The sequence below is a fragment of the Xenorhabdus khoisanae genome (genome assembly GCF_001037465.1).
GTDB lineage: Bacteria > Pseudomonadota > Gammaproteobacteria > Enterobacterales > Enterobacteriaceae > Xenorhabdus > Xenorhabdus khoisanae.
Genome location: NZ_LFCV01000053.1, coordinates 1 through 22,212 on the forward strand (window position 1 = coordinate 1; position 22,212 = coordinate 22,212).

Genomic DNA, 22,212 nt, shown 5'->3' on the forward strand with positions numbered 1-22,212 from the left:
ACACCTCATTGTCATGTTAATAACATTAGCAGGCTTTTGACGTGTCCGGAATTATCATGCCACTACAAGGTGATCGCCGTGCCGATAGCACTTTTCGGCAATGCCGTCCGGCTGGCCTCAGTCAGCCAGTCATGGAAGGCTTCCAGTATCGGGATGGCTTTTTCCTGTCGTAATCGTCGTCGTTCGTCGGGGCTGAGTAATCGAGCCTCCCGTTCAATGCCGTACAGTTTGGTGATAAATGTCAAGGCCTGCTCTGCCCGCCCGGCTTTTTTACCCGCCTGCACTTTCTGGGCATCGACAAATTTGCGGCGGGCATGCGCCATGCACCCGGCGTGTTTGATCGCGGGCAGAGAATCATAAGCCGCATAGCCATCCGTCAGCAGATAACCCGCATAATTCCCTAAAAAATCGGCGACACAACGTCCGCTGCGGCTTGGCGGGTAGTCGAAAATCACCGCCGGATGAGCGGCAAATTCGCCACTGCGATACACCCACATATAAGATTTGCTCTGCGCCGGGCGATCCGCTTCATGGAGCACCTGAACCGGCGTTTCATCCGCACAAATCAGGTGTTCATTGAGCAAGTGAGTCCGCATCTGTTCGACCAGCACATGGACTTTGCGGCCCAGTTGCACACACCAGTTCGCCAGCGTACTGCGGCTAATTTCAATACCGGAACGCGCTAAAATATCGGCCTGCCGGTACAGCGGCAAGGCATCGACATATTTAGCCGTGACAATCGCTGCCTGCGTTTCCGGGCTGGCGATGGTTCGGGGCAACAGGCTGGGCGGTGTCGGTGCCGTGATAATGTGGCTGCGGATTTCGGTTTTTTTACACTGCCGGCAGGCGTATTTGGTGCGTTCGTGACGAATGACGCTGACTTTCTGCGGAATAATTTTCAGGGTTTCTGACGTTTCGGTGCCACAGGCATGCAGCGGTTCGCCGCAACAATCGCAGTGCGGCGCATTCAGGGTATGGCGCTGCATTTCCCGCTCCAGTCCGGCGGGCAATGGCTGACGGCCTTTTTTGTGATGGGCCGGGGCTAGTTTCGGCAGGCTATCCTGCTGTTCAGCCTCGTTGAACGTGCCTTTGGCGGCTTTTTCGCTCTGTTTCCCAAAGCGTTTTGATTTGCTGAGGTTGAGCTGTTCGAGCAGGTGCTGAATTTGGGTCCGCAGCTCCGCCAATGACTCAGCCTGCGCCTGATTTATCGCCTGAAGCTGGTAAACGAGCGCTTTAAGTTGGTCAATATCATCCGGCAGGTCAGTCATCATTCAGGTTCTCAGCAGAAAAACCTGAGTGTGGCAGTCAAAGCTGATCGCGCCAGTCTTAATGAGCGATCCGTGTCACCGATCACATTTTCAAGCCCTGTAAGGGCTGATGCGCCCGGGGATGGGTTAATGCCAGAGCCAGTTCAGTTGCGGGCGTGTAATATGGACGGTGCCATCCGCCACAGGCGCGGGCCACTGAAAGCGGCCCTTTTCCAGCCGGCGGTAGTAGAGCCAGAAGCCGTTGGTGTCCCAGAACAGGATCTTGAGCTTATCACGATGGCGGTTACAAAAAATAAACCCGGCCTCACTGAGCGGATCCAGCCCCAGCGCCTCCACCACACTCGCCAGCCCGTCGATGGATTTTCGCCTGTCGGTCTGACCGGAGACCAGATAAATATTACCGGTTGGGATCATTGCAGTGCCTCAATCCAGTGGCGGATTTGTACAAGGGATAATCCGGCGGGCAACTCCGCGCGAAGTCCGTTGGGCAGGCAGAGTATGACAGTTTGCCCGGTATTCACCTGCTCCTCAATCACAACAGGATGCAGGCGTTGAGGCGCGTGCTGTTGCCGAAGTTTTTTTGCCCAGTAGTAAAACGTGGCCAGATTAATCGTATGGTGCTGGCAAAATGCCGTCACCGTTAACCCACTCTGTTTCTGAGTCTCAATGACGGTAGTCCAGTGTTGCTGTTTTTCAGTGAATGTCATGGGGGTTTGTCTCCTGAATAAAAAAAGAAAACACACTATGACAAAAGATTAATTAATCGGATATGTGCGGTTAATTAGGCGCTTACGATGGGACAACTGAAGACAGACAAAAAATCCAATGAAATCACTGCGACCCCAAAATTACTCCGCTTGCTGGATATCACAGGTTGCCTGATAACAATTGATGCGATGGGATGCCAAACGAAGATTGCGGAACAAATTGTGCAGCAGGAAGGTGACTATCTTCTGGCGGTGAAAGGGAATCAGGAAACGTTGTATCGCGCGCTTAAGAAGGCGTTGTCAGCCCGAGTTTCTGCCGTGAGTCATGCCGAAAATATCACGATAGAACAAGGACATGGTCGTATAGAAGCCCGTGAATATCATGTGTTACCCGCCCAAGCGCTGTCTCAACAATTTCCAGAATGGAAAAACTTAAAAACTGTGGGCGTGGCAATTGGATATCGAATTGATAATAAAGGAAAAGAATCACTTTATTATCGTTATTACATCAGTTCAGCGGAACTGAGCACCGACAAATTTGCCGCCGCTGTCAGGGGAACTGGGGGATCGAAACCCGATTACATTGGGTTCTTGATGTCACGATGGGAGAAGATGCTTGCCTTATCCACCGGGGAGAATCGGCTGAAATATTGGGATGTATGCGTCACATCAGTGTCAATATGTTGCGGGCAGAGACAACCAAAAAAGCCAGTATTCGCCGAAAACAACGGTTTGCGAGCATGGATATTAACTATTTGGATAAGGTATTAGTTGCAGGGTTTAAGGCGTTGGGCAAGAAGTGAACATTCACGCTCTTGCCCTGAGTTGCGAACTGCTTGCGGATTCTGCGCCCAGATCTGCCGTTGGAGTAAAGTTCAACTAGTCATTTGCCATTAGATTGCTTTTTGATGGTCATGTTTATTTCTTAGAGAAAGAATATATTTTGCCTTAACACAGAAAAATGAAAGTCATTATTCATTTTTTGGCGCTATTTTTCTTACCTTTAAGAATAAAAATCAAGCGCCATTTTTTTATCTCATATTATGAATTCAGAATTTTTTCTTTTTGTGCCAAAAATTCATCATCGCTTAAAATTCCCTTTTCTTTTAGAACGGCCAAGCGTTCGAGTTTAGAAATAATATCATCCTCTGATGAGTTGCGAATTTCTGTTTGGTGGTTAACGTTATAGGTTGTTTTAGTTTTTTTATCTTCTTTAGCTTTGTTAACAAGGTTGGTAAATGGGATAACAGCACTTTTAAAAACACTTGATATTTTGTAGTTTTGACCTGAGGTACTTATAATAATTTCCCCCATGATAATTCCCGTCTTACCGCCAACGCTGGCGATATCTTCTAAATTAATATCAACTTGTGTTACACCAAAAATCATTCCCTTATCTAAGAAAATAACTCGTTTATTTGTCAAGGTAATCAGCCAAGTGTTTCCATCCATCATACCGCTGGCAATAGCAAGTGGCGCTTCATTCTCACTGAGGATATGGGGTAAATGGAAGAATTCTTTTTTTACGAAAAATGGGTCTTCACTCACTTCTTTTGCCAATCGCTTAAATTCTTTTTTTAATTCGTCTTTAGTTGCTGTTTTATAATTAATCACTTGATATTCACCCTGTTAAAATTAACGTTTACCGCAATTTTTAGCTAATCTGTTATATGCTTTGGTTATGCGATCCCGTGTTTCTTTAATTGGCTCGATAAGTTTTTTATCTTTAGTTTTTCATTCATTACCATTCCTTAGATGTGATTTTTTATTGTTGTAACAACACGGCCAATAACCGTTATGTCGCTTAGATCGCAATCAAACGCCATGCCTACACCAGAGACACGAACGCGTTTGACTGGAATTCGAGTTAATTCACGAATGCTAATTTTTCCTTCAATATCAACTAACCATTCACCGTCATAGACATCGGCAAATTTGCGGTCAATGATGTAATGAATTTTATTATCTAAAACGCAAATGGGGTCAGTAGGGAGAGGAACGCCAGTAGTGAACATCACTTTATCAAACATAACATAACCAGACTGATATAGTTTTCCATCTATCAGTTTAGGGTTTTGTAATTTCATGATGTCCAATTCATTTTTAGCAAACATTTTTCCTTGACCCGTTGCTAACCACTCAAGTGTAGCCCCTGTTTCTGCCATGCAGCGGACGACCATATCAGCAGGAAAGATATTCCGTTTATACCTTCCGGCTAAACTACTTGATGCCATATCAAAGTGCTGAGCAAGCATAATTTTGGATGTAAACCCATAAGCTTCAATTATGCGATCCAATACTGGAGTGCTGTCCCCAGCCATATCAATATCTAATAAGGTCATAGTGAATTAGCGATTTAACGTAAAAAACGAATGTTGATGTTGATGTTGATGTGTAGTTTTTTACGAGTTAATTTTAGTCCTAGTTTGTAGTTTTAAGCGATAGATGACGAATCTGAACCAATAAAACCGAAATAAAATTATAGAGAATTTTGCCTTATGCGCCCTAACATTGCAATTACCTTCCCTACGCCTTTCCTGCCAATCAAGGAATACTGCGCGCTGACTAAAACATCCATGAGTACTGCTCGTGATATGGTTCGTGATGGTCGTTTACCTATCTGCAAGAAAACCCGTGCTAACGAAAAAGTCGAAATCAATATGGTCGCTCTCACCATGGAAGCTTTCAACGCTTCAGGTTATGCCTTTGCACTTAACACGCAATACGAGTAAAGCATTTCGCTTTTGGAGAAAAAAAGCAATGTTTGATTATCGGGTTTCCAAACAATCTCACTTTGATAATGCGTGTCGTGCGTTCTCCAACACACACAAAGGCGACTTAGCACAGATCGCGGAATCCATCGGCATAACTCCGCAAATGCTGCGCAATAAGCTGAACCCTGAGCAGCGTCACATGCTGACTTGTGTTGAGTTAATGAAGTTAACTGATGTAACAGAAGACGCTTCCCTTTTGGATGGTCTACTGGAGCAATTACAGTGTCAGCCATCCGTACCGGTTAATGACGTTTGTGATGCCAACATGCCGAGTTACTTATTAGGTGCTACGGCAGAAGTGGGCAGGTTGGTAAGTGAGGCTGTTTCGGGTGAGCATTTTAACCAGACCCGTGTTGCGGAGTTTAAGAAGACGGTTAATAACGCAGTGAGATTATTAATGTTGGCGGGGGTCACTATTTCATCAAGATTGCACTCAAACCCTGAGTTTAATTCGGCGGTTGATGCTATGGCAGGAATGGGCGCATCGTTAGTCTGAGGTAAGCATGAATGCGTTAAAGCAGCAGCAACACCAATATAAACTAACAGGTCAGTCGTTCCATACAAAGAAAGGTGACGGATTTATTTTCCCAGTTGTCTTATGTTCCGTTGCTTATTTTATTTTGTTTCTAATTGGGTGAGGTTTAAATGAACACGGAATACCAATTTGAGTCAACAGAACAACGAGCCAGCAAAATAGCTTTTGATGTGCACGTGAATGGTTTAAATCAACTGGCAAAAATCAGGCAACAACATCTTAAAGCGGGTAATGAGCAATTAGCTGGCTTTATTGATGAGATGCGCAATAAACGCAATCCGAATTATGTCGATAATATTCGCGTACTGGCGGCTATTTTCTTTATTGCCAATATTAAAAAAGAACGGCATGGGCTGGAATTAGATCAATTTAGCATCGAAGAGCGAAGCGAGTTAATTAAAGTCATCAATAAAATTAAGGCAGCCGTTCCATTATTGCCAACAGGCTTATCACTGCCTAATTAAATAAAATCCCCGCCCAGCACCAAATTAACGCCGCTTACCCGGAATTATCGGCGGGCACGCACCTGCCCAAATTCGCCCACATTGAGGCCCACACGGAAAACACGGCCAGTGGTGATATGGCTGACCCATTCAGGCCGCGTTATGCCGTGGATGTGCAATTGCTGGATGATAACGGCAAAGACGCCGCCGCACCTGTTTATCGCGCTGTCCCGCTGCCGTTGCCAATGGCAGGCGGTGAATCGGGGATGTTCCAGTACGTACCTCGATAATCGTGGCGCTAAAATTAAAGAGTCCACAAAGAAACAGTATCGAGCAGCGCTACTTAATTATTCTGGTGACTGGTTATCAATACCTATCGCTAATATTACCCGTGTGATGGTAGAAAAGCGGCACAAAGACATAACTGAGGGGGGCATTTGGTTTGGCGATAAAAACAGCCTGTTACATCCAAAGGTTGCTACAGGTTCGAAATCCAGTGCTGATTTATGGGCAAGGTATTTCAGGGCAGTGTATCGATTCGCTCAAGATCATTTCCGGGATTCGGAAGGAAACACAATTTTACCCGATCCCCCTACAACTGTTTTAAGTACTAAAAGGCAATGGAACGGTATAACCAGACGAACAACTAGGGGCTGTTGATGTTTTGTGAAGGGAATTTGAACGGCATGATGATCTGGTATCCTTGTTTTCGCCAAAAAACCGTTACCTTGAGAACACCATGCCGAGAACTATAGCAAAATCATACTAATATGTCATAATATCCAAATCCAACATGACAAGGCATAAAGTGAAATGGGTTACAGTCTAGATTTTCGAAAACGAGTACTGGCATACAAAGATAAGCATTCGTTGACTTTCGAACAAACGAGTGCCCATTTTGAGATTTCTATTCGTACCCTGTTCCGGTGGAGTCATAAAATAGAACCTTGCATGACGTGTGATAAGCCTCCCATGAAAATTCCTGATGAGGTGCTCATATCGCGGATATTCGTGATCAGATAGGTAGACATACAAAGTATGTTTTCGTCAGGGAGCAAAAGTTAAGAGGGGTTGTAGAAATGGTTCCAATGAGGGTTGACGCCAACAAGTCATTCAAGTTTGCCATGAAACAAGCAGGAATAGAAGGATTTCGATTTCATGACCTGCGCCACACATGGGCTAGCTGGCTGATTCAATCTGGCGTTCCATTATCAGCACTGCAAGAAATGGGGGGATGGGAGAGCATTGAAATGGTGAAACGCTATGCTCATTTATCCCCAGTCCATTTACAAGAGCACGCAAAAAATATTGATAGTATTTTATGTGTGCATGACACGAATATGGCACGTAAGAAAACTGCTGGAAATAATTAACCACGTAACGCATTGATTTAATTGGTGGGTCGTGGGAGGCTCGAACTCCCGACCAATTGATTAAGAGAGCGTAGAACTATCATCTAAATCAACTAGATACAGCGAAAACCGCCGCTCACAACGCCACATTTCGCAAAAGTTAGAAAAACATCGAATGCGTATAAAATCTTTCGCGTCCCAAATGCGTCCCACCTTTTACCTCATAACAACTCAATAAAATCCCAAATTAACTCCCAACTCCATTAACGAAGTAGGGGAGGGGCACGTAGCCCCTATATTTATTTCGGCTGCTCAGGCCATGGGATATCAGGTGCGGTAGAGCAATCCACTCGATTGAGCAATACCCGGTATTTACGCCAGTCGGTTAATGCGGATTTTTCGGCATCGGTTGCCATATCGAGGTCAATCGCATCCTGTAACGGGGCAATAGCGAAATTGGCCTGTCGTTGCAGTGATAATTTTTGCTGTTCAGCTCGCCTGATTTGATCAGTTTTTAGTGCCAGAGTATCTGTCACCCACCGTTTACCATCCCATTTATCGAAGGGGGTAGTTGGGGCATCCGGTGTAGTGTTTAGCGGATAATCACCGAGCACTGTAATCACCTGTGCGGCGCCCGTTTCAATGTTGTAGACCGTTTCGCCACGGTGATCAGCAACGTATTCCCACGCGGATAAATCTGCCGTTCGGCAAATGGCATAACCTGTTTTGCGTGCTCCCGGCGCATCAATACAGGAATGTGCGGGGACGCCAACACCTATGGGTAAATACTCCACGGAGGATGAAAAATATTCGCCTGTTTTTTCATCATAATGAAACACCGTGATATTACCGGCGATTATAGCAAGTTGATTTTTATCTAATTTTGCCTGAGTCATTATACTGCCCTCACAATGTAGTTAAATGCGATGTTACGCGGGCGTGTTTCGTTAGCAACAGAAACACCACCATCGACGCTTGATCTATATGTACGGAAAAGATTCCCCGACCACAATCCAGTGTTGTTTCCACCTGACTGACTGGTATCCCAAGCGAAATTCTGCGCTTTGGCATCAGAAAAAACCGTTGTAATCCCCTGCTCGCTCTTATCCCAATCAACGCCTGTACTCGTTGGTAACGCGTGATAATGATCCTGAAAGGCAAAATTCTGGGAGCTAAGAAGACGGCGGCCGACATCAACCTTACCGCTATCATCCCATCCACGGATAAATTCGCCGCGCAGGTCAGGTAACCTTAATGATGGGTACACCTTCGCCAGTTCTGGGTATTGTGCCGCACCGAATATCGAACCATCACATCTCAACCATCCATCAGGCGGGGTTGCTAACGGCCACGGAATCGGCACTCCAACAGGTAATGCCGAGCCTGCCGCTAAACCGAGATTTTTCACAAACTCTGGTTTGTTGGGAATATCCGCGCCGTTCTGGGATTTTTCGAGGCGGTTGTTGGCGTTGGCATTGGCATTGGCTGCATTTTGATTTGCTGTATTAGCCAGTGTTCTGACATCATTCAGGACGTCAGTTACGGATTTTTGACTCATCACCTGCGTTTGACTGCCGCCGACAGATTGAACAACATCCGATTTATCGAATTTTTTATTCAGCTCATCGAGAATTTGATTTGTATTAACCAATTTCCACGCTGAATTAATTTTATCCGCTGACGCTGTATTGAAATTAATTTTGTTGTTATCAATGAGGCTCTGAAACTCTTTTGTTTCATCATCCGATTGTAATATTGCCCCTCTGGAATACCCGCCAATAGAATTGGCATACTCTAGTGAGAATTTATATTTTCCGCCCTTGGATAAATGAACGATATTATCAGATATCTGATTAAATATACCGTTAAAATCCCTGCCACTGGGAGGTAATCCACCAGCCGTAACAGGCATCATTGTGATTTGGGGAAATCCTGTATCCCATGTTGCTTTTTGGCTGGGTAGGTCTGATTTATAGTTTGCAGGAATATCATCTTTCTGACCATTTTGAGCAAATGGTCGCGGTATTAAATTTGGGTTTTTCATTATTCACCTATTATGCAAATGACGCCTGACCAAATGGTTGAAATCCGGTTCCATAAAATCCGAAAAATTCACCTAATGGTAATTCTACAATGCTGATTTTCACTCCCGATGGGCGGGGTAATATTTGTCGGTTGTAAATTAGATTTTTTTCTAATTCAGATAATCTATATTCAAATACATATCTGGCTGTCATATGTCCGGTTATTAGATAATATGAACGGCCTCGTAAAAAGCAACAACCTAGCCAGTTGTTAATATTAGGCGCGGTTGCATATAGTATATTTGAATACGCCTTCATTAGAATAACATCCCTGAATATTGAATCATCCATCATATATGACGTATCAGTTCCTCCAGAATAAAATGGAGACTGGTCAAACGGCGTAAATTTTTTCGTTTCTTTAAATCCGAAATAATCAACATTCGGGTCGGGTATAGATAAATCCCTGCCAATACCAACAATACGCCCCCAGACATCTAACCCAAAACCTCTCGCTGTGAGAACGTTGACCGCCAAATTATAAAACTCGTCGGCATTAGCTCTGGGGTCGATGGTTTCATTTATTGAGTTGAGAATAGTGCAGATGGTAGGGCTATTGGCGTACTGGCTGAGTAGTGTCTCTTTTATATCCAGCATTATTCTATCCTTATATCATCTATAGATAATGTCGGAAACTCGTCAATGCCGAAATCCAGATAATTAGCCGCTTCGCCTTTCTTCCTTGCTATTTGAACCGATATCAACCGCTCCCGTGTTGATTGAGCCGTTGCGCAAATGTAGTCACTGGCAATGAGTTTTTTAGCTATCCTTCCTTTACCCCTGCCTGTCTCAAATTCATTCAAAACAGCTTTGCGAACAGCTAATTTATCTTGGTGCGTCAATCCCAATTTATTCTCAAATGTCACAATGAATTCAATAGGAATATGATGTGGCCGGATGAATTTAATGTCATAACTGGGCGGCAGATAGGGAAAATTATCCGTGTCCTCATATTTGACTGTCGTATTCCCCACAAATGAGCAGCCGGTTCCGGCTCGAGCCAAAATCTGCCGGGCTATCTCATTATCATCACCACCTACCACAGAGACAGCGATAGAATTTCGGATTAACGGGTAATTAGTTACTCCGACTGTGATAGTTTCACTATCTGGGTTATCGACAACATAACAATCAATGACATTTTTGATGTTAGATACTGCGCCATAGGTTGCGGCATTAGTGTTTTTGGCGTTGATAGCGACAGATTCCTGCCGCCTCAGTTCAAACTCCTGCCGTGATTCATCATCCCTGCCAACAATGGCGGCGGTTTTATTGATGACCGAGTCAACCCCATTGATGTTTTTGACAACGCGGCTAATAGCTCCAACCGAGGCTGAAACTCTGCCAGTAACATCACAATAAACGTGCACTATTACCAGTCCGTTATCGTCAATCCTCGCTTCTATCTGGGTGCTCCATGTTTTACCTGAATCATCGATCACCTGAAATCCGACAGGAATAATAGTGTTTGCCAGCCCGTTAATCGTGACCTCGGCAATAGATTTTGTCGCCCGATGACGCTGTAGAAAATAGATATAACCCAGCGCATCTTGCATCATGCCGTCAGCATATCGGGGGTCAAAACTATTCAGGAGGTTAATAAGAGTATTTCGTTCGTCGGTGATAATGGCGGTCAGGGTAGTGACTAATTGACCCTGCGGTGTATCCATTGATTTATTGAGATTATCGCCAAAACAGGACTGCATTAGCCGCCACACTCCCGCGATTATCTCATCGGTCGGTGGCGCTAATATCCCCTGTGGGGTGATTTGTAGTTTCGGTATCATAGTTCTATTACTCCCTCCCGTCCGTCAATGTCGGTAAATTTAATTCTGCCTCTCACAATCCGGTCATTTGCCGTACTCAGTTCCGCTGTGGCAGAGACCACACCATCAACTGACATCGCGGCGTCCTCCAGATTTTTCCGGTACATCGCCAGTGAGTATCTGTTTTTACCTAATATTTCCTCCAGATAGGGGATGCCCTCCCTCTGTGAGTAGTACATATCTTTCACAAACACCCGACAGGCATTAGCCACTGATTGCGCTCTGGCGTACTGGTCTGAGGCAATAGCAATATTCCCCGCCGCATCGAGAGTCAGATCCCATGTGGCAGGCATTAGAAATAATGTCCGCATGTTGTTAAGCCTTTTGGTTAGGTGGGCTGGTATTGGAGCCTTGCCCGTGTTCTGGGTGGGTATGACTGTTATAGACTTGGCGCATTCCTGCCATCGACAAGCTATTAGTGGTGGTGTTATCAGTAATATCGCTCTTGGCCTGAATGGTGCTCGTTGTCTCTACAGGTGCGTCCAGCACTATCTTTGTGCCTTTGACATTCACTACCCCAGTGGAAACAACGTTAATGCCGCTATCCAGAAAATGGACATACTGGCTCGGTGCGCCATTGAGCAGGCCGCCGATATAGAGGCTGTCAGACCAATCGAACCGCCGCTTGCTCTCAGGTGGCGCTGAATTCTTGCTTCGCTTCACCTTTGAAATATCACGGGTGCAAACGAGACAAATACCCACATCACCCGGCTTCGGGTCGAGAATGACGGCATTTGCACCACCCTGATACCGGAAATAGGGCACGTTGTAGATAATGGCATTCTCGTAGACATTCCCCGCGCCATCGACTTGTTGCACTAAAGGTAGGATATCGACGTAACCCACAGGGGCAACGCCACCGCCCTTAACTTTCACCACCCTGCATATCGTCACTGTCCCCATCTTGCCAATCAGCGACCAGATGATCGCCTCCTGACTGCGAGCGCCACCCGCCATAACTTGTGGGTCATATAAAGAAACTTGTTCATCATTTTTTGATTGCAACATGGTTATCACCTCTTGGGCTAGCGTTAACTTCCATAAACCACTGCGCTGAGTCCTGTTCTGTCTCAAGAATTATTCTGATTCCATATACCAACCAATCACCATTACAAATGGCTATCTGACTGTCGGCAATGCGGACAATGCCACCGAATCTTACCAAGTGGTTATAGAAGCATTTAAAATCAACACCTCTCATTGAAGGAACCGGATAGCCAACCAAACCAGTTTCTGGAGAAATAACAGGAATTTTTAAATTTCTTGGTTGCCATTTTCTAGTTACACCAATGGAATTGCTTTCAATATATAAATTGAGATTTGCAGCTTCTGCCAGCCATCTTATTTTTTCCATATCTGTATTACCCAGATATACATCAGATAATTTCTCACTGACGCCATTAGATTCAAATGAATATCCAATACGCTGACAGATGTTGCGCATGATATTTACAACTTCATGCTCACCCTCGTAGCTTTCTGCATTAACACCTCTTATTTTCTCCAAGATAGCAGTTTGCGCTTCAATCATCAGGGCAACATTAGGCGCATCATTCATATCTGGATAGGCGAAGGTTATACCACCTTTGAAAACTTGTGATAATTCTCCTCCTTCTTCACCTGCTTCGATTGTTACAGTATTACGCAATGCTTTTAATGTACCCCATTTGATACGAAGTAACTTCTCCATTGTTTCCATTGGTAATCCGTAGGCTTTTATTCTAGCGTGGGGAGCAATAGCACCGTTTCCATAATTAATTTCAGTACTAATCCTGAGTCCAGTTGCAGAAAGTTTATTTTGTCCTTTTGAAGTGAATGATTCGTTTTCGCCCGAGAGGGTGAGAGTGATTCTAATTTCTTTTCTATTAAATGCCATTTATCCATACCAACCTATATCGAGAGCCTAATTCTGAATATTCTGGATCGGTATTACCTTCTATATCTGAGAATACAAGCCACTGACAGATATAAGTCATATTTCGACAAACGCGATTACATACCAGATATTCCCCATTTTTCTTAACAGTAGCGAATAAATTATTGAGCCTTGTTTCTAATGCTAAATCGTAGTTATCACCCTCCAAAGTGAAGGAAAGCGTTTGATTTGGAATTTTATCTAAGGGTATTTCAGTTATCATTAGAAACTCCCATTACTTATTTGCTTAACCATATTTTCAGCTTGAGATTTTATATCTGATAAATCTTTACCTATTCCTTCAAATCCTTCCCATAAAATTCCAGCACCTTCTTTTCCTTTGACAAGCCAAGATTTATTTTCATCATTGTATAAATCACCCAGATCATCCATCATTTTACCTATTGAGCCACTGGAGGCGTTAGATTCAACCTTTTGGGTTTTATCACCCGTATTTTTCTTCTTGGCATCATCGGGGTTTTTGACTTCTTCCTTATCATATTTGACTGTCACCTCCCTGATTTCCTCAAGATGCAGGTTCACTTTAAGCAGGGTCGCCCCATCTTTAGCCTCTCTCGCAATGTCATAGCCCACGATAGCGGCATTGGTGTAGACGAATTCAGGTGTGACAACGTGAAATTTCAGTGTGCTTTTCGCCAAAATCTCCAGTTGAGACAGAAAAGCGCCGCGCTCTAAAGTTCCACCGCTGCTTTTACTTAGCTGCACGGTGATTTTGTACGGTTCCCCGACTTTGTTATAAGTAGCGAATGAGCCGTTTTCTATCGGCGCACTCACTACCCGATACTGATTCTGGTATTGCAGTGATATCACGCTGTCGGCTAATAGTAGAGGAATTCCATACTGATTGAATATCCCCCAGTAATTACCGAACAGTGTATTTATCAATGCAGCACCGCCCAGACTGATACCCGCATCCATTGCAGCATCGGGGATCCCTTTCCAGTTGGGAATATCGGGCATTTTGGGTAGTTCTGGCATTCCGAACATAGAGCACCTCGCTTTTTGGATGTAAAAAAACCGCAATTAAGCGGCGTTAGAAGTGAAAAACCCGCCGAAGCGGGTTATGTGAATCATGGCTTATTTGGCAGGGCAAAGATGCTAAATTTAATCAAGGTTTACTCTAATTCCTTAGCGGGTTTTTTTCAGGCGCTCGCGCACTATATCCAGAATATCGTCATCCTCTTTTGTCTGAATTGCGCTCAATGCATGGGCATCATTAATGATTTCGTTCGTCTGCGTCATGCTTTCAGTGAATCTGGAAAATAATTTACTGTCCATTGTTACCCCTTAATGCAATAACCCTTAGATCTTTTCTTTAATACCTGCCTGTTTCAAAATTGCGTTAGCAGTATGCTTGGAGACTATCGTGTATGGCACACTAAATGCTTTGTTGGTTATATCGCTACGCCATATTTCATGGCTGCCTTTGCCTTGTCTGACAAAGTAGCATCCGTGAGCCAATAAAATTTCTTTTAGCTGTGGATATAAGCCAGATCCCATCAGAGCGCCACTCTTGAGTCAGATGATTGCTCCTGAATAAACTTAAGGCGAATAACCTCAGACTGGTCGCCCATGCCGTTAATCTCATAAAGTTCAGGTGCTATTTCCCAAACTTTCTCTGTCAGCTCATCATAAGTTTTAGCTTCTGTAACCAGTCCAAGCTCATCACACTCGGCAACCCACATGTCATCATGGATAACATTTACAACAAAAGCCTCTGTTATAACTACTCCCATGTTTCACCTCTCTGCGTACTGAGTTAATGTCTATCTGCCCTAATCTTAGCATTCATTGATTATAAAATCATCGATATTAGCCATCCATGGCTTGGTGTTAGAATATATTCATCGGCAGTGAGAGCAGGTTTTCAATGTAAAAACCATATCGTCTTGCTACCCCATCAATGATCCCCTGCGGCGTCTCAGTTCCACCAGTAAAAGTCTCAGTTTTATCGAGATGCTTATCGTAAACTTCCATCTTGATAACGTATCTGAAATTGGGTGGCTGTTTTGACTTTTTCTTTTTCACCTCACCAGTAGTCCAATATTCATAAAGTACATCGTCGCACTCTTCCTGATACCGGATAACTTTATCCCTGATCGATGCTTTAACTTTATTAGGGCTGATAGTAGCTAACCAACCAGCTAATTTACGGAGAGCAAGGCAAGTCATATCTTGATTGCCTGTTTTGGTAGGTATTTCGATTTCCGAAACACCTTTACTAAAACGTTGTTTTAACTTAACAAATTGAGCGCCCCAAGCTAAACCCATACCTTCAACAATAGGTTTCATCGGCACATACGGCTCACCGTTATAATTAACGACATAGAGATCTGAGCCATAAAATGGAACGTTAATAGTTTTACTAACTTCTTTAGTTGCTATAATAGGCATGTCTATTTTCCTTGGAATGGTATTAGACGATTTAGAAGCCCTGACTATCCCCCGATGGTTGGGGCTTCGCCGTTTCAGAACGGAGCTATTTATTACGTGATTGTAACGTTTTGTAAAGGCACTCTGCCGTGAATTGCGATATACTTCGAATATTAAACTATTTATACAACTGTAATATGTTAACGTTCATTGTTAATGCTGTAATTCATTGATAAATTAGTTAATCCTGTTACAACGATTAGTATTTAAGCTACTCCTTGGCCCTCAGTCCTTAAGCTGCTTCAACACCGTGAATCATGCCGCCGTCTTCCAGCCATTAATGGAGAATCTTCCCATCTTGGGGTGATACCACTGTGAGCCACGTTGCTCTGCTTCTCTCATCATCTGGTTTAGTGCTTTCTCGAATGACTCTTCATGCACGACTGACATTTGAATAACCTGCCCGCCCGGTGCAACATGAGGAACCTTCTTATGAGGAACCGACCAAGCCATGACTAACTGCCTACTTTTGGCATCACTCAATCCGTAAGTAGCTTTCAGGTAACTGTAGCCCTGATAACCGACAGGGATAGTGCCTTGCTCCAGATGCTCCATTTTTTGCTCCATCACAACAAGGCGCTTCTCATTGCGAGCGGCATTTGTGGCAATAGCAGCGATCATTTCCATTTTTGATAGCTGGGGCAGCTCTGTACCAGACTCAAGCGCAAACCAACGGTCAATTACTGCCGCACGGCGCACAACGTCGTAACCAGTGATAAGAATTTCTGTGTGACGGCGGTCGAGTAAGAGTTCAGAGATATAGCCGCGACTATCAATAACAGCTATTACCCCCTCAGCCAATATAACTTGTTGATTTTTATCATGACGCAAATTTGCGTCATCTTTATTGAGGCTGTACAGCTGCCCCAGCATGACCCATATATCCCGAATAACATCGGCAGGACGTTTTCCTGTAAGTTCCGCAATCTCGCGGCTTGACATCTTAGTGACAACTGAGTTAGGAGCTGCTACATTATTAATAGTCATTAAAAACTCTCCATCGAGTTAGTTTGATGAAAACCAGTAATTGCAAACTACTGGTTTTCTGTTTTCAGGGTACTTGGCGGTACTCTGGTAAATTAATTTGTCATTCGTTACAATGGCTAAGTTGTTTGTCTCACACGATAAATAGCACTCAGAAGCCCTAACTGTCCCCAAAACAGTTGGGGCTTCGTTGTTTTCATCCCGCATTCTTTCTTTGCCCCATCACTCTATTCATTCTGTCCTTCAAAATTTTCACTATCTCTGCATTTAGAGAGCGTCCACTTTTGCCTGATTCTTCTTCATACCATTCCCTAACCTCTGGCGGCATTCTTAATGGATACGGTAGAATTCTTTGTTTTTGACTCATAATGACTCTCTTTTTTCCTTTGAATTAATTTATCATAGTTAAATTGTGGATCATAAGGACTCACTTGTCAAACGGATATTTGCTATCTAAACTGCTGAGCAGTGAGTCTAAAGGAGTCAATATCATGTCACGTATAGCGCCATACCCTTTAAGAATGTCGCCTGAATTAAGGGAAGCGTTAGAAGATAAAGCAGAAAAATCGAAGCGGAGCCTCCAGCAAGAGGTTATTTATCACATAGATATGTCGCTACAACTCGAAAAGCTTCTCGCATCAGCGCCTCCATCATCAGACGATACCTATAAGCGAATAGCTAAGGCATTAAGATTAGAAAACGAAGTCAAAAAGAAAGATGAAAAAATTGAAGAGCTAAAGATGCAAGTCAGCCTGTTGGCTGAATCAACAAAAAACTCAGATACAGACAAATTTCGGGATATAGATACTCAAGCAAGGATTGCTCAAGAAGCATTAAAAAATATAATAAAGAACATCCCTCTAAGGTATGAGGAGCTAGATGAGAGGCCTATTCTCGTTAGAGGTACTCTACTCAACAAAAAAGCCCCGTAAGGGGCTATTTAATAAGAATTCATCCTTTCGCACTTTCCTAATACTGCATTCACAGGACTAAATGCATCATCAGTGCTAAGAATCGCCATTATTCCTAGCTTTTCACTGCCTATAAGGAATGCATAGTTACTATCGTTCACATACTCTTTATATTTCACGGAATTATTACTACTAGATTCAAGCTTAACCGTTGCACCAAAGCTACCCCAAGATGGAGATGGCTTAGCACTCATCGGTATGTTTGGATGAAGATCCGTAACTAGATATTTTCCCTCTTCATCATGCTCGATTCTTAACATAGCCCGTGGGAAGTGACCGGGTGGGAATTCTTTAAAATTGCTTAATACCCCACTTGGATAAATACCACAAAAATAGTTCCCATTACGAATATCGAGCTTGCCGTCATCGCCGGTATAAACTCCGTTATCAGCGATAGCGCTCATTGAAGTAAGTAGGATGGCTATACAAGCGATTCTCTTTAACATTCATCACCTCATGTAATGACAATTTGGTTTAATTATAACCACTCTGTCTAAAGAAGGCATATCATTATGAGTTCTCTTTATCCCATCGACGGAATTATTTGAGATAAACTTTCTCTAGCCGCTTGCCCTGCGTCCGTTACAGTCCCTGCCACCGTGCTAGATGACGTGTGAACATTAATGTCACCGATAGTAATATCAGTTTTATTGTTCACGGTAGTAGCAGGCATCGCATTGATTTTTTGAGTTTGAGCAAGAAATTCAGCTCCACCATTCGGCATATTAGTAACTATAGGTTTTGATATTGCCTCAGAGAATGCGCTAATATTTTTTGCTAAATTGACCATCGGATCTCCTTGCCCTTTAATTGCCGCCATGACAAGTGGCTTGGAGTAAGGTAACGGTTTTCCTATTTCCTCCTGACTCATCGCATTCATCAATGCATACATGACATCATGGTTATTCAGATCTAAGCGGTCGTTGCTACCTACACCTAATCTTTGAGCAACTCTTTGAATATAATCCTTAGTATTATTTTTGTCTTTTCCACCGGGAGGCGCCCAAGTAGAGACTATACTTTCAATCGTTTGTAGCTTTTCCGGTTTAGTTTGTCCGTTGAAATAACGCCGCAATTGCCAAGCAGTACGCTCTAAGCCCTCATAAATAGTATTAAATTTAGCGAAGCGCTTATTAGGATGATCTTCTACCGTTGCACCTTTTTGTTTGGCGTATTCCATATTCAGCGGGTTATTGTTACGTTCCCCTCTGGTATTGCCTTTTTGTGGCGGAACCGGGAGCGCTTGCAGTTTGCTTCCTGAAATGATGCTATTAAGTTCATTCAGTGTCATTTCACCACGCTGAACCTTAGCTTTGAGCTTATCAAGTTCAGGATCACCAGTAGGGATATCTAAGGTAGTTTCAGTAACCTGACTTCCTAGTCCTTTACCACGATTATCCACCCACTGACCATTAATCCATCTGGCATCACCTTGACCTATCAATGCTGCACCAAAATCAGACCAAGTCGGAGCTGTTCTTACACGCTGGAACCAGTCATATTCACCAAATGTAGAATTGAGTGTCGAATCTATATACTCTTCGCTTTCATATGCAACACCAGCGGCTAAACCAACAGCGCCAGCTTTTCCTGCCATTCCTAATTTTCCACCAGGAACTTTTATATTCTTAGCCCCTCTGGATACCTTACCGAATGCCCCTAAAATCTTACCAACCCATTTGGTTGCTAAGTATGTAGCAAATGCACCAAACGCCAATTTCAAGTTGCTGATTTCGCCATTCGTATCTTTAAACCATTGGCCTATAGTGGTGTTTTTAAACCACTTTTTGAATTCGTCTAATTTTTTCAAAACATACTCAATTGAATCACTCCATTCTGACCAGTCAAATAATGAATCCCCGCCTTTTTTCCATGTTTGGTAATCGTCATAAAGCCCCAATAAGCCAAGACTCAAAAGAGCAATAAGCCCAACGCCAGTGAATAAAGGCGCAAACATAGCAAGAAAGGCAGAGCCTGCGGCAATAGCCATAGGGATGAGAGCCACCCCGATAATTGTCGCAATGCCTTTGAATACCGAGATAGCAGTTTCACGATTCTTATTCAGATAAGAAAGAAAACCGGAAATTCTCTCTGAAAACTTGAGAAAATAAGGCGTTAAATAGTTAGCTATTAGTGTTTTTAACCCCTCCCATTGCTGCCCGAGTACCGAATTTTGCTCCCTGAGTTGGCGGTTTAATTCCAGCTCCTCTTTGGTGGAAATGACGAGGTTTTTCTGTGCATCCAGCTTTTTCTGAACAGCCTCTTTGCCCTCCAGCAACATGTTGATGGTTCCGTCATCCAGCCCCATATTTTTGCCGATGTTATACGCCTGCGGGCGTTCCATCTTGGAAAAAGAGTCCGCCATATCTAACAGAATATCGTCCAGATTCCTGATTTTCCCGTAGGAATCTACTACTCCGATACCCAGCGCATTGAAAAATGGCAATATGGACGCATCACCGACAGTCACCAAATCCCACAACGATTTATTGAGGCTGGACATTGTGGCCGCCATGCCATCAGCACTACCACCTGACATCTCAGCGGCGTTCTGCCATTTTTTGATGGTGTCCGCGTTCATGCCTAAGTTTTTACTCAGGAAGTGGAGCTGATCGTTTGAGCTGGATATCTCGCTAACCAGTTTCGCTAGCCCACTGGAAACGAAAATCGTCGCGAAGAGTCCCGCCAGTGCTTTAACCGCACCGTCAATGGACTTGCTCATATCCTGAGCTTTATCAGACGATTCACTGAGTGAGTCGGAGAAATTCAGCACCACATTAGAGGTGCTTTTAGTGGATTTACCGACAGTTTCAGTCGATTTGGTCAGGGATTCATTAGACTGACTCAAATCTCTGGAACTATCCGCAGCTTGACCGGTGCTATCTGATAACTCTGCCACAGCCGTAGATGCGCCGTCAGCCTTCTTATCCAGATCATCAAGCGCTTTAATCGCTTTGTTCGCATCATTTGCAAAGCCGGACATATCCAGCTTGAGTGCAACGAGTAGGGTATCAACTAAGGTCGCCATTGGGACTCCTTTTTTAGAAACAAAAAAAGGTCGATTAAGCGACCTCGTTATTAGTAAGTTAGGCCTGCTTTTAGCCACATCAGGCGAGGTGGTACTCACTTCCCGCAATTAAGGGAAGTTGATAAGTTGATAAGTTGATCATTCCTCAAACAAAATAAGGAGTAAGAAGAATGGTAAGATATATGGTTAGAGTCGAGTTGCATGGAGCTGAAAGCAATGAATATGAAAAGTTACACGAAAGTATGGAGTCTATCGGTTTATACAAAACTCTACTAAGTGATACTCGGAGGCCATTAAAATTACCCCAAGGAACATATCAAGGAGAATCAAATCTTAGCGCAAAAGAATTATGTTTTAAGGTGCTAAAGGTTGCTTCACCATTATCAAAAGGCTCGCCAAGTATTATAGCTTGCGCTCTGGCTGGTGATTGGGAGGCATGGCTATCATTCGCTGACCGATGAGCCAGCTCTTCCGTATCCGCAATATGAATCAGATTCAACTCTAGGCTCTTCACTTTCTAAGGCCGCAAATGCTTTTCTTACACTGTGGCCTAAAAATCTAACTGTACTGTCTGGTAAATCAAAAGTTTGCTGGTACTTGATTCTCAGTAGATCTGCCAGAACTTTTATTGCCGCTTCTTGTGAGTCATACGATAATTCTTCAAATTTCATTGTCTTTCTCCAATTGTTAATTCATTCGGTTACATTTGCCAAGTACCAAGCATAGCTATTGGCTTTAACATTCGTCACCTCATGTCATGATGAGCTTGATTTAATTATAACCGCTTAGAGGGCTGGGTAAATTAATCTGACTTACTCAGCTCCTCTATTAACCGCTTGTTGTATTCGCTGACTTGATGGATTTCTAGCATATTCAGCGCAGCTTCCAGCCCGTATATCGTAGAGAGTTCGTGATAGGAGGCGTACCCTGACGTCACGACCTGATACACAATACTAGAAACATTGTTAGGCTCCGCCAGAATGCCCTCTTTCAGCGGCAAGCCAGCCCTTAACTTTTCGAGTCTGAGCCAGCGCCTTGAGTTAAAAAATCAATGTGGATAGCCAGCGCCTCCGCTCGCAGTAGGAACATCGTCTTAACATCCCTGATATCAGAGTTGAATTCGATAGCGCGGGCATTGCCACCAGACGGAACGATTTGTACACAGTCGAGCAGTTCATTCAACAGCGGAATGCCATCATCCGCTCTGATATTAGACAGGGCCTTGATAGCTACCTGTGCTATTGCCATCATTCCCATTGATGGACGGAGATCACCAATATCAATGCCGCCATTGGCAATAGTGAATAACGCTCTCATCGCCCAGTCATCAGCCTTAACAATCGGCATTTCAGTGATAAAAAACACCTTGCCCGCGTCACGGCCTGATTCGATGGTGATTGTTTTGGATTTCAGATTAGACATTATGCGATTTCCTCAGCGCCGTTAGTGATCATGTTGAATTTGTAGCTGGTTCCGTCCAGTAGTTTTTTACCGCTCGCCCCGCCTGTCATACTGATTAGCCCGCCTGTGCCGGAATAGCGTTTACCAATAGAAGGAATTTCAACAACAATGTCGACAAATCTAGCTTCTTTCTTGGAATTAAAGTCCTTTCTAATATTTTCCAGTATCTGTATAGAGGGACTATTCGCCTCCAAATACAGTGTTAATGGTGTTTCATGCGGGATGTAGCCAACAGACTGTTTCCCATCCACCCCAATACGGGTTTCCCCAAGTGTAACCTCACCGAACTCCCATGCGTTATCAGCCTGAAAGCCTTGAATTTCTACATAATCGTCATATATCCCTTTGCATCTCAGCATTAACACGGCATTCGCTGAGGTGATCGTGCGTGGGTTATGTCCCATTGTCAT

27 protein-coding genes and 7 pseudogenes are annotated in these 22,212 nt (G+C 43.7%); 8 read left to right on the forward strand and 26 right to left on the reverse strand.

The window, feature by feature from the left end:
- Window positions 1-71: 71 nt before the first annotated feature.
- The 3 genes and pseudogenes from tnpC to tnpA all read right to left on the reverse strand — a co-directional run.
- A pseudogene (tnpC, locus tag AB204_RS08795) lies at window positions 72-1,268 on the reverse strand (IS66 family transposase); the annotation flags it as partial.
- 126 nt (window positions 1,269-1,394) lie between these two features.
- On the reverse strand, window positions 1,395-1,682 hold the full coding sequence (tnpB, locus tag AB204_RS08800; protein ID WP_072061415.1) for an IS66 family insertion sequence element accessory protein TnpB: 288 nt from the start codon (window positions 1,680-1,682) through the stop codon (window positions 1,395-1,397).
- A complete protein-coding gene (gene tnpA / locus AB204_RS08805; RefSeq protein WP_053067865.1) occupies window positions 1,679-1,975 on the reverse strand; it encodes an IS66 family insertion sequence element accessory protein TnpA in 297 nt (98 codons plus the stop codon). The genes tnpB and tnpA overlap by 4 nt, the downstream gene beginning before the upstream one ends.
- Window positions 1,976-2,056: 81 nt before the next feature.
- Between tnpA and AB204_RS08810 the strand changes: the two are divergent.
- Window positions 2,057-2,778: pseudogene (locus AB204_RS08810) on the forward strand (ISAs1 family transposase); the annotation flags it as partial.
- A gap of 5 nt (window positions 2,779-2,783) precedes the next feature.
- On the opposite strand, the pseudogene AB204_RS23460 reads toward AB204_RS08810, so the two are convergent.
- From AB204_RS23460 to AB204_RS08820, 3 genes and pseudogenes are all read right to left on the reverse strand, one after another.
- Window positions 2,784-2,891 (reverse strand): annotated as a pseudogene (locus AB204_RS23460) (site-specific integrase); the annotation flags it as partial.
- A gap of 125 nt (window positions 2,892-3,016) precedes the next feature.
- The gene (locus AB204_RS08815; RefSeq protein WP_047963008.1) at window positions 3,017-3,589 is read right to left on the reverse strand and encodes a PH domain-containing protein; all 573 of its coding nucleotides are present in this window, start codon (window positions 3,587-3,589) and stop codon (window positions 3,017-3,019) included.
- 137 nt (window positions 3,590-3,726) lie between these two features.
- Entirely contained in the window at window positions 3,727-4,317 is a 591-nt protein-coding gene (locus tag AB204_RS08820; protein WP_047963009.1) for a phage repressor protein CI, read from the reverse strand.
- A gap of 156 nt (window positions 4,318-4,473) precedes the next feature.
- Here AB204_RS08820 and AB204_RS08825 point away from each other — a divergent pair, with 156 nt between their 5' ends.
- From AB204_RS08825 to AB204_RS08840, 6 genes and pseudogenes are all read left to right on the forward strand, one after another.
- Window positions 4,474-4,707, forward strand: coding sequence for a MerR family transcriptional regulator (locus tag AB204_RS08825; protein ID WP_047963010.1), 234 nt, complete (start codon window positions 4,474-4,476; stop codon window positions 4,705-4,707).
- A gap of 28 nt (window positions 4,708-4,735) precedes the next feature.
- Window positions 4,736-5,245, forward strand: coding sequence for a phage regulatory CII family protein (locus tag AB204_RS08830; protein ID WP_047963011.1), 510 nt, complete (start codon window positions 4,736-4,738; stop codon window positions 5,243-5,245).
- Window positions 5,246-5,394: 149 nt separating this feature from the next.
- Window positions 5,395-5,748, forward strand: a complete 354-nt coding sequence (locus AB204_RS08835) for a DUF5347 family protein (protein ID WP_047963012.1) — start codon at window positions 5,395-5,397, stop codon at window positions 5,746-5,748.
- A pseudogene (locus AB204_RS23465) lies at window positions 5,748-6,011 on the forward strand (hypothetical protein); the annotation flags it as partial. The gene AB204_RS08835 and the pseudogene AB204_RS23465, both read left to right, overlap by 1 nt.
- 529 nt (window positions 6,012-6,540) lie before the next feature.
- A pseudogene (locus tag AB204_RS23175) lies at window positions 6,541-6,735 on the forward strand (IS630 transposase-related protein); the annotation flags it as partial.
- Window positions 6,735-7,100 (forward strand): annotated as a pseudogene (locus tag AB204_RS08840) (tyrosine-type recombinase/integrase); the annotation flags it as partial. The pseudogenes AB204_RS23175 and AB204_RS08840, both read left to right, overlap by 1 nt.
- 278 nt (window positions 7,101-7,378) lie before the next feature.
- Here the strand turns inward: AB204_RS08840 and AB204_RS08845 are convergent.
- From AB204_RS08845 to AB204_RS21970, 15 genes and pseudogenes are all read right to left on the reverse strand, one after another.
- Window positions 7,379-7,975, reverse strand: coding sequence for a tail fiber assembly protein (locus tag AB204_RS08845; protein WP_047963014.1), 597 nt, complete (start codon window positions 7,973-7,975; stop codon window positions 7,379-7,381).
- Window positions 7,975-9,123 (reverse strand): phage tail protein, encoded by a 1,149-nt coding sequence (locus AB204_RS23470; RefSeq protein WP_235428057.1) that lies wholly within the window; start codon window positions 9,121-9,123, stop codon window positions 7,975-7,977. The genes AB204_RS08845 and AB204_RS23470 overlap by 1 nt, the downstream gene beginning before the upstream one ends.
- 10 nt (window positions 9,124-9,133) lie before the next feature.
- On the reverse strand, window positions 9,134-9,760 hold the full coding sequence (locus AB204_RS08855; protein WP_047963015.1) for a DUF2612 domain-containing protein: 627 nt from the start codon (window positions 9,758-9,760) through the stop codon (window positions 9,134-9,136).
- Window positions 9,760-10,950: a baseplate J/gp47 family protein gene (locus AB204_RS08860; protein ID WP_047963016.1), complete on the reverse strand. Its 1,191-nt coding sequence runs from the start codon at window positions 10,948-10,950 to the stop codon at window positions 9,760-9,762. The genes AB204_RS08855 and AB204_RS08860 overlap by 1 nt, the downstream gene beginning before the upstream one ends.
- Entirely contained in the window at window positions 10,947-11,300 is a 354-nt protein-coding gene (locus AB204_RS08865) for a hypothetical protein (protein ID WP_047963017.1), read from the reverse strand. The genes AB204_RS08860 and AB204_RS08865 overlap by 4 nt, the downstream gene beginning before the upstream one ends.
- A 4-nt stretch (window positions 11,301-11,304) precedes the next feature.
- Window positions 11,305-11,997, reverse strand: a complete 693-nt coding sequence (locus AB204_RS08870; RefSeq protein WP_161796546.1) for a Gp138 family membrane-puncturing spike protein — start codon at window positions 11,995-11,997, stop codon at window positions 11,305-11,307.
- Window positions 11,978-12,865, reverse strand: a complete 888-nt coding sequence (locus AB204_RS08875) for a baseplate hub protein (RefSeq protein ID WP_047963018.1) — start codon at window positions 12,863-12,865, stop codon at window positions 11,978-11,980. The genes AB204_RS08870 and AB204_RS08875 overlap by 20 nt, the downstream gene beginning before the upstream one ends.
- Window positions 12,855-13,127: a phage baseplate plug family protein gene (locus AB204_RS08880; RefSeq protein WP_047963019.1), complete on the reverse strand. Its 273-nt coding sequence runs from the start codon at window positions 13,125-13,127 to the stop codon at window positions 12,855-12,857. The genes AB204_RS08875 and AB204_RS08880 overlap by 11 nt, the downstream gene beginning before the upstream one ends.
- A complete protein-coding gene (locus tag AB204_RS08885) occupies window positions 13,127-13,903 on the reverse strand; it encodes a phage baseplate protein (protein WP_152671519.1) in 777 nt (258 codons plus the stop codon). The genes AB204_RS08880 and AB204_RS08885 overlap by 1 nt, the downstream gene beginning before the upstream one ends.
- 150 nt (window positions 13,904-14,053) lie before the next feature.
- Window positions 14,054-14,203 (reverse strand): hypothetical protein, encoded by a 150-nt coding sequence (locus tag AB204_RS22710; protein WP_161796547.1) that lies wholly within the window; start codon window positions 14,201-14,203, stop codon window positions 14,054-14,056.
- A 24-nt stretch (window positions 14,204-14,227) separates the two neighbouring features.
- Window positions 14,228-14,425 (reverse strand): type II toxin-antitoxin system HicA family toxin, encoded by a 198-nt coding sequence (locus AB204_RS08890; protein ID WP_047963020.1) that lies wholly within the window; start codon window positions 14,423-14,425, stop codon window positions 14,228-14,230.
- Window positions 14,425-14,661 (reverse strand): DUF1902 domain-containing protein, encoded by a 237-nt coding sequence (locus AB204_RS08895; RefSeq protein WP_047963021.1) that lies wholly within the window; start codon window positions 14,659-14,661, stop codon window positions 14,425-14,427. The genes AB204_RS08890 and AB204_RS08895 overlap by 1 nt, the downstream gene beginning before the upstream one ends.
- Window positions 14,662-14,941: 280 nt before the next feature.
- Window positions 14,942-15,319: pseudogene (locus AB204_RS08900) on the reverse strand (phage antirepressor N-terminal domain-containing protein); the annotation flags it as partial.
- A gap of 294 nt (window positions 15,320-15,613) precedes the next feature.
- Window positions 15,614-16,345 carry a Rha family transcriptional regulator gene (locus AB204_RS20810; RefSeq protein WP_053067867.1) on the reverse strand — a complete coding sequence of 244 codons (732 nt, stop codon included), beginning with the start codon at window positions 16,343-16,345 and terminating at the stop codon, window positions 15,614-15,616.
- Window positions 16,346-16,538: 193 nt separating this feature from the next.
- Window positions 16,539-16,709 (reverse strand): Arc family DNA-binding protein, encoded by a 171-nt coding sequence (locus tag AB204_RS21970; protein ID WP_084728549.1) that lies wholly within the window; start codon window positions 16,707-16,709, stop codon window positions 16,539-16,541.
- Between the two features lie 124 nt (window positions 16,710-16,833).
- Here AB204_RS21970 and AB204_RS08910 point away from each other — a divergent pair, with 124 nt between their 5' ends.
- The gene (locus AB204_RS08910; RefSeq protein WP_047963022.1) at window positions 16,834-17,274 is read left to right on the forward strand and encodes a hypothetical protein; all 441 of its coding nucleotides are present in this window, start codon (window positions 16,834-16,836) and stop codon (window positions 17,272-17,274) included.
- 8 nt (window positions 17,275-17,282) lie between these two features.
- Here the strand turns inward: AB204_RS08910 and AB204_RS08915 are convergent, their stop codons facing one another.
- From AB204_RS08915 to AB204_RS08940, 5 genes are all read right to left on the reverse strand, one after another.
- Window positions 17,283-17,759: a hypothetical protein gene (locus AB204_RS08915; RefSeq protein WP_047963023.1), complete on the reverse strand. Its 477-nt coding sequence runs from the start codon at window positions 17,757-17,759 to the stop codon at window positions 17,283-17,285.
- 77 nt (window positions 17,760-17,836) lie between these two features.
- Window positions 17,837-20,341 carry a hypothetical protein gene (locus AB204_RS20815; protein WP_053067868.1) on the reverse strand — a complete coding sequence of 835 codons (2,505 nt, stop codon included), beginning with the start codon at window positions 20,339-20,341 and terminating at the stop codon, window positions 17,837-17,839.
- A gap of 443 nt (window positions 20,342-20,784) precedes the next feature.
- Window positions 20,785-21,012: a hypothetical protein gene (locus AB204_RS08930; RefSeq protein ID WP_047963025.1), complete on the reverse strand. Its 228-nt coding sequence runs from the start codon at window positions 21,010-21,012 to the stop codon at window positions 20,785-20,787.
- A gap of 337 nt (window positions 21,013-21,349) precedes the next feature.
- Window positions 21,350-21,763, reverse strand: a complete 414-nt coding sequence (locus AB204_RS08935; protein ID WP_047963026.1) for a hypothetical protein — start codon at window positions 21,761-21,763, stop codon at window positions 21,350-21,352.
- Window positions 21,763-22,212 carry a phage tail fiber protein gene (locus AB204_RS08940; RefSeq protein WP_053067869.1) on the reverse strand — a complete coding sequence of 150 codons (450 nt, stop codon included), beginning with the start codon at window positions 22,210-22,212 and terminating at the stop codon, window positions 21,763-21,765. The genes AB204_RS08935 and AB204_RS08940 overlap by 1 nt, the downstream gene beginning before the upstream one ends.

What these genes read in the sequence shown, in the direction of transcription:
- AB204_RS08870 (WP_161796546.1), bottom strand. Translation starts at nt 11,997, where the DNA reads ATGTTGCAATCAAAAAATGATGAACAAGTTTCTTTATATGACCCACAA.
- AB204_RS20815 (WP_053067868.1), bottom strand. Translation starts at nt 20,341, where the DNA reads ATGGCGACCTTAGTTGATACCCTACTCGTTGCACTCAAGCTGGATATG.
- AB204_RS22710 (WP_161796547.1), bottom strand. Translation starts at nt 14,203, where the DNA reads ATGGACAGTAAATTATTTTCCAGATTCACTGAAAGCATGACGCAGACG.
- AB204_RS08880 (WP_047963019.1), bottom strand. Translation starts at nt 13,127, where the DNA reads ATGATAACTGAAATACCCTTAGATAAAATTCCAAATCAAACGCTTTCC.
- AB204_RS08940 (WP_053067869.1), bottom strand. Translation starts at nt 22,212, where the DNA reads ATGACAATGGGACATAACCCACGCACGATCACCTCAGCGAATGCCGTG.
- tnpA (WP_053067865.1), bottom strand. Translation starts at nt 1,975, where the DNA reads ATGACATTCACTGAAAAACAGCAACACTGGACTACCGTCATTGAGACT.
- AB204_RS08915 (WP_047963023.1), bottom strand. Translation starts at nt 17,759, where the DNA reads ATGTTAAAGAGAATCGCTTGTATAGCCATCCTACTTACTTCAATGAGC.
- AB204_RS08935 (WP_047963026.1), bottom strand. Translation starts at nt 21,763, where the DNA reads ATGTCTAATCTGAAATCCAAAACAATCACCATCGAATCAGGCCGTGAC.
- AB204_RS08820 (WP_047963009.1), bottom strand. Translation starts at nt 4,317, where the DNA reads ATGACCTTATTAGATATTGATATGGCTGGGGACAGCACTCCAGTATTG.
- AB204_RS23470 (WP_235428057.1), bottom strand. Translation starts at nt 9,123, where the DNA reads ATGAAAAACCCAAATTTAATACCGCGACCATTTGCTCAAAATGGTCAG.
- AB204_RS08930 (WP_047963025.1), bottom strand. Translation starts at nt 21,012, where the DNA reads ATGAAATTTGAAGAATTATCGTATGACTCACAAGAAGCGGCAATAAAA.
- AB204_RS08910 (WP_047963022.1), top strand. Translation starts at nt 16,834, where the DNA reads ATGTCACGTATAGCGCCATACCCTTTAAGAATGTCGCCTGAATTAAGG.
- AB204_RS08885 (WP_152671519.1), bottom strand. Translation starts at nt 13,903, where the DNA reads ATGCCAGAACTACCCAAAATGCCCGATATTCCCAACTGGAAAGGGATC.
- AB204_RS08890 (WP_047963020.1), bottom strand. Translation starts at nt 14,425, where the DNA reads ATGGGATCTGGCTTATATCCACAGCTAAAAGAAATTTTATTGGCTCAC.
- AB204_RS08830 (WP_047963011.1), top strand. Translation starts at nt 4,736, where the DNA reads ATGTTTGATTATCGGGTTTCCAAACAATCTCACTTTGATAATGCGTGT.
- tnpB (WP_072061415.1), bottom strand. Translation starts at nt 1,682, where the DNA reads ATGATCCCAACCGGTAATATTTATCTGGTCTCCGGTCAGACCGACAGG.
- AB204_RS08860 (WP_047963016.1), bottom strand. Translation starts at nt 10,950, where the DNA reads ATGATACCGAAACTACAAATCACCCCACAGGGGATATTAGCGCCACCG.
- AB204_RS08855 (WP_047963015.1), bottom strand. Translation starts at nt 9,760, where the DNA reads ATGCTGGATATAAAAGAGACACTACTCAGCCAGTACGCCAATAGCCCT.
- AB204_RS08865 (WP_047963017.1), bottom strand. Translation starts at nt 11,300, where the DNA reads ATGCGGACATTATTTCTAATGCCTGCCACATGGGATCTGACTCTCGAT.
- AB204_RS08845 (WP_047963014.1), bottom strand. Translation starts at nt 7,975, where the DNA reads ATGACTCAGGCAAAATTAGATAAAAATCAACTTGCTATAATCGCCGGT.
- AB204_RS21970 (WP_084728549.1), bottom strand. Translation starts at nt 16,709, where the DNA reads ATGAGTCAAAAACAAAGAATTCTACCGTATCCATTAAGAATGCCGCCA.
- AB204_RS08825 (WP_047963010.1), top strand. Translation starts at nt 4,474, where the DNA reads ATGCGCCCTAACATTGCAATTACCTTCCCTACGCCTTTCCTGCCAATC.
- AB204_RS08875 (WP_047963018.1), bottom strand. Translation starts at nt 12,865, where the DNA reads ATGGCATTTAATAGAAAAGAAATTAGAATCACTCTCACCCTCTCGGGC.
- AB204_RS08835 (WP_047963012.1), top strand. Translation starts at nt 5,395, where the DNA reads ATGAACACGGAATACCAATTTGAGTCAACAGAACAACGAGCCAGCAAA.
- AB204_RS08895 (WP_047963021.1), bottom strand. Translation starts at nt 14,661, where the DNA reads ATGGGAGTAGTTATAACAGAGGCTTTTGTTGTAAATGTTATCCATGAT.
- AB204_RS20810 (WP_053067867.1), bottom strand. Translation starts at nt 16,345, where the DNA reads ATGACTATTAATAATGTAGCAGCTCCTAACTCAGTTGTCACTAAGATG.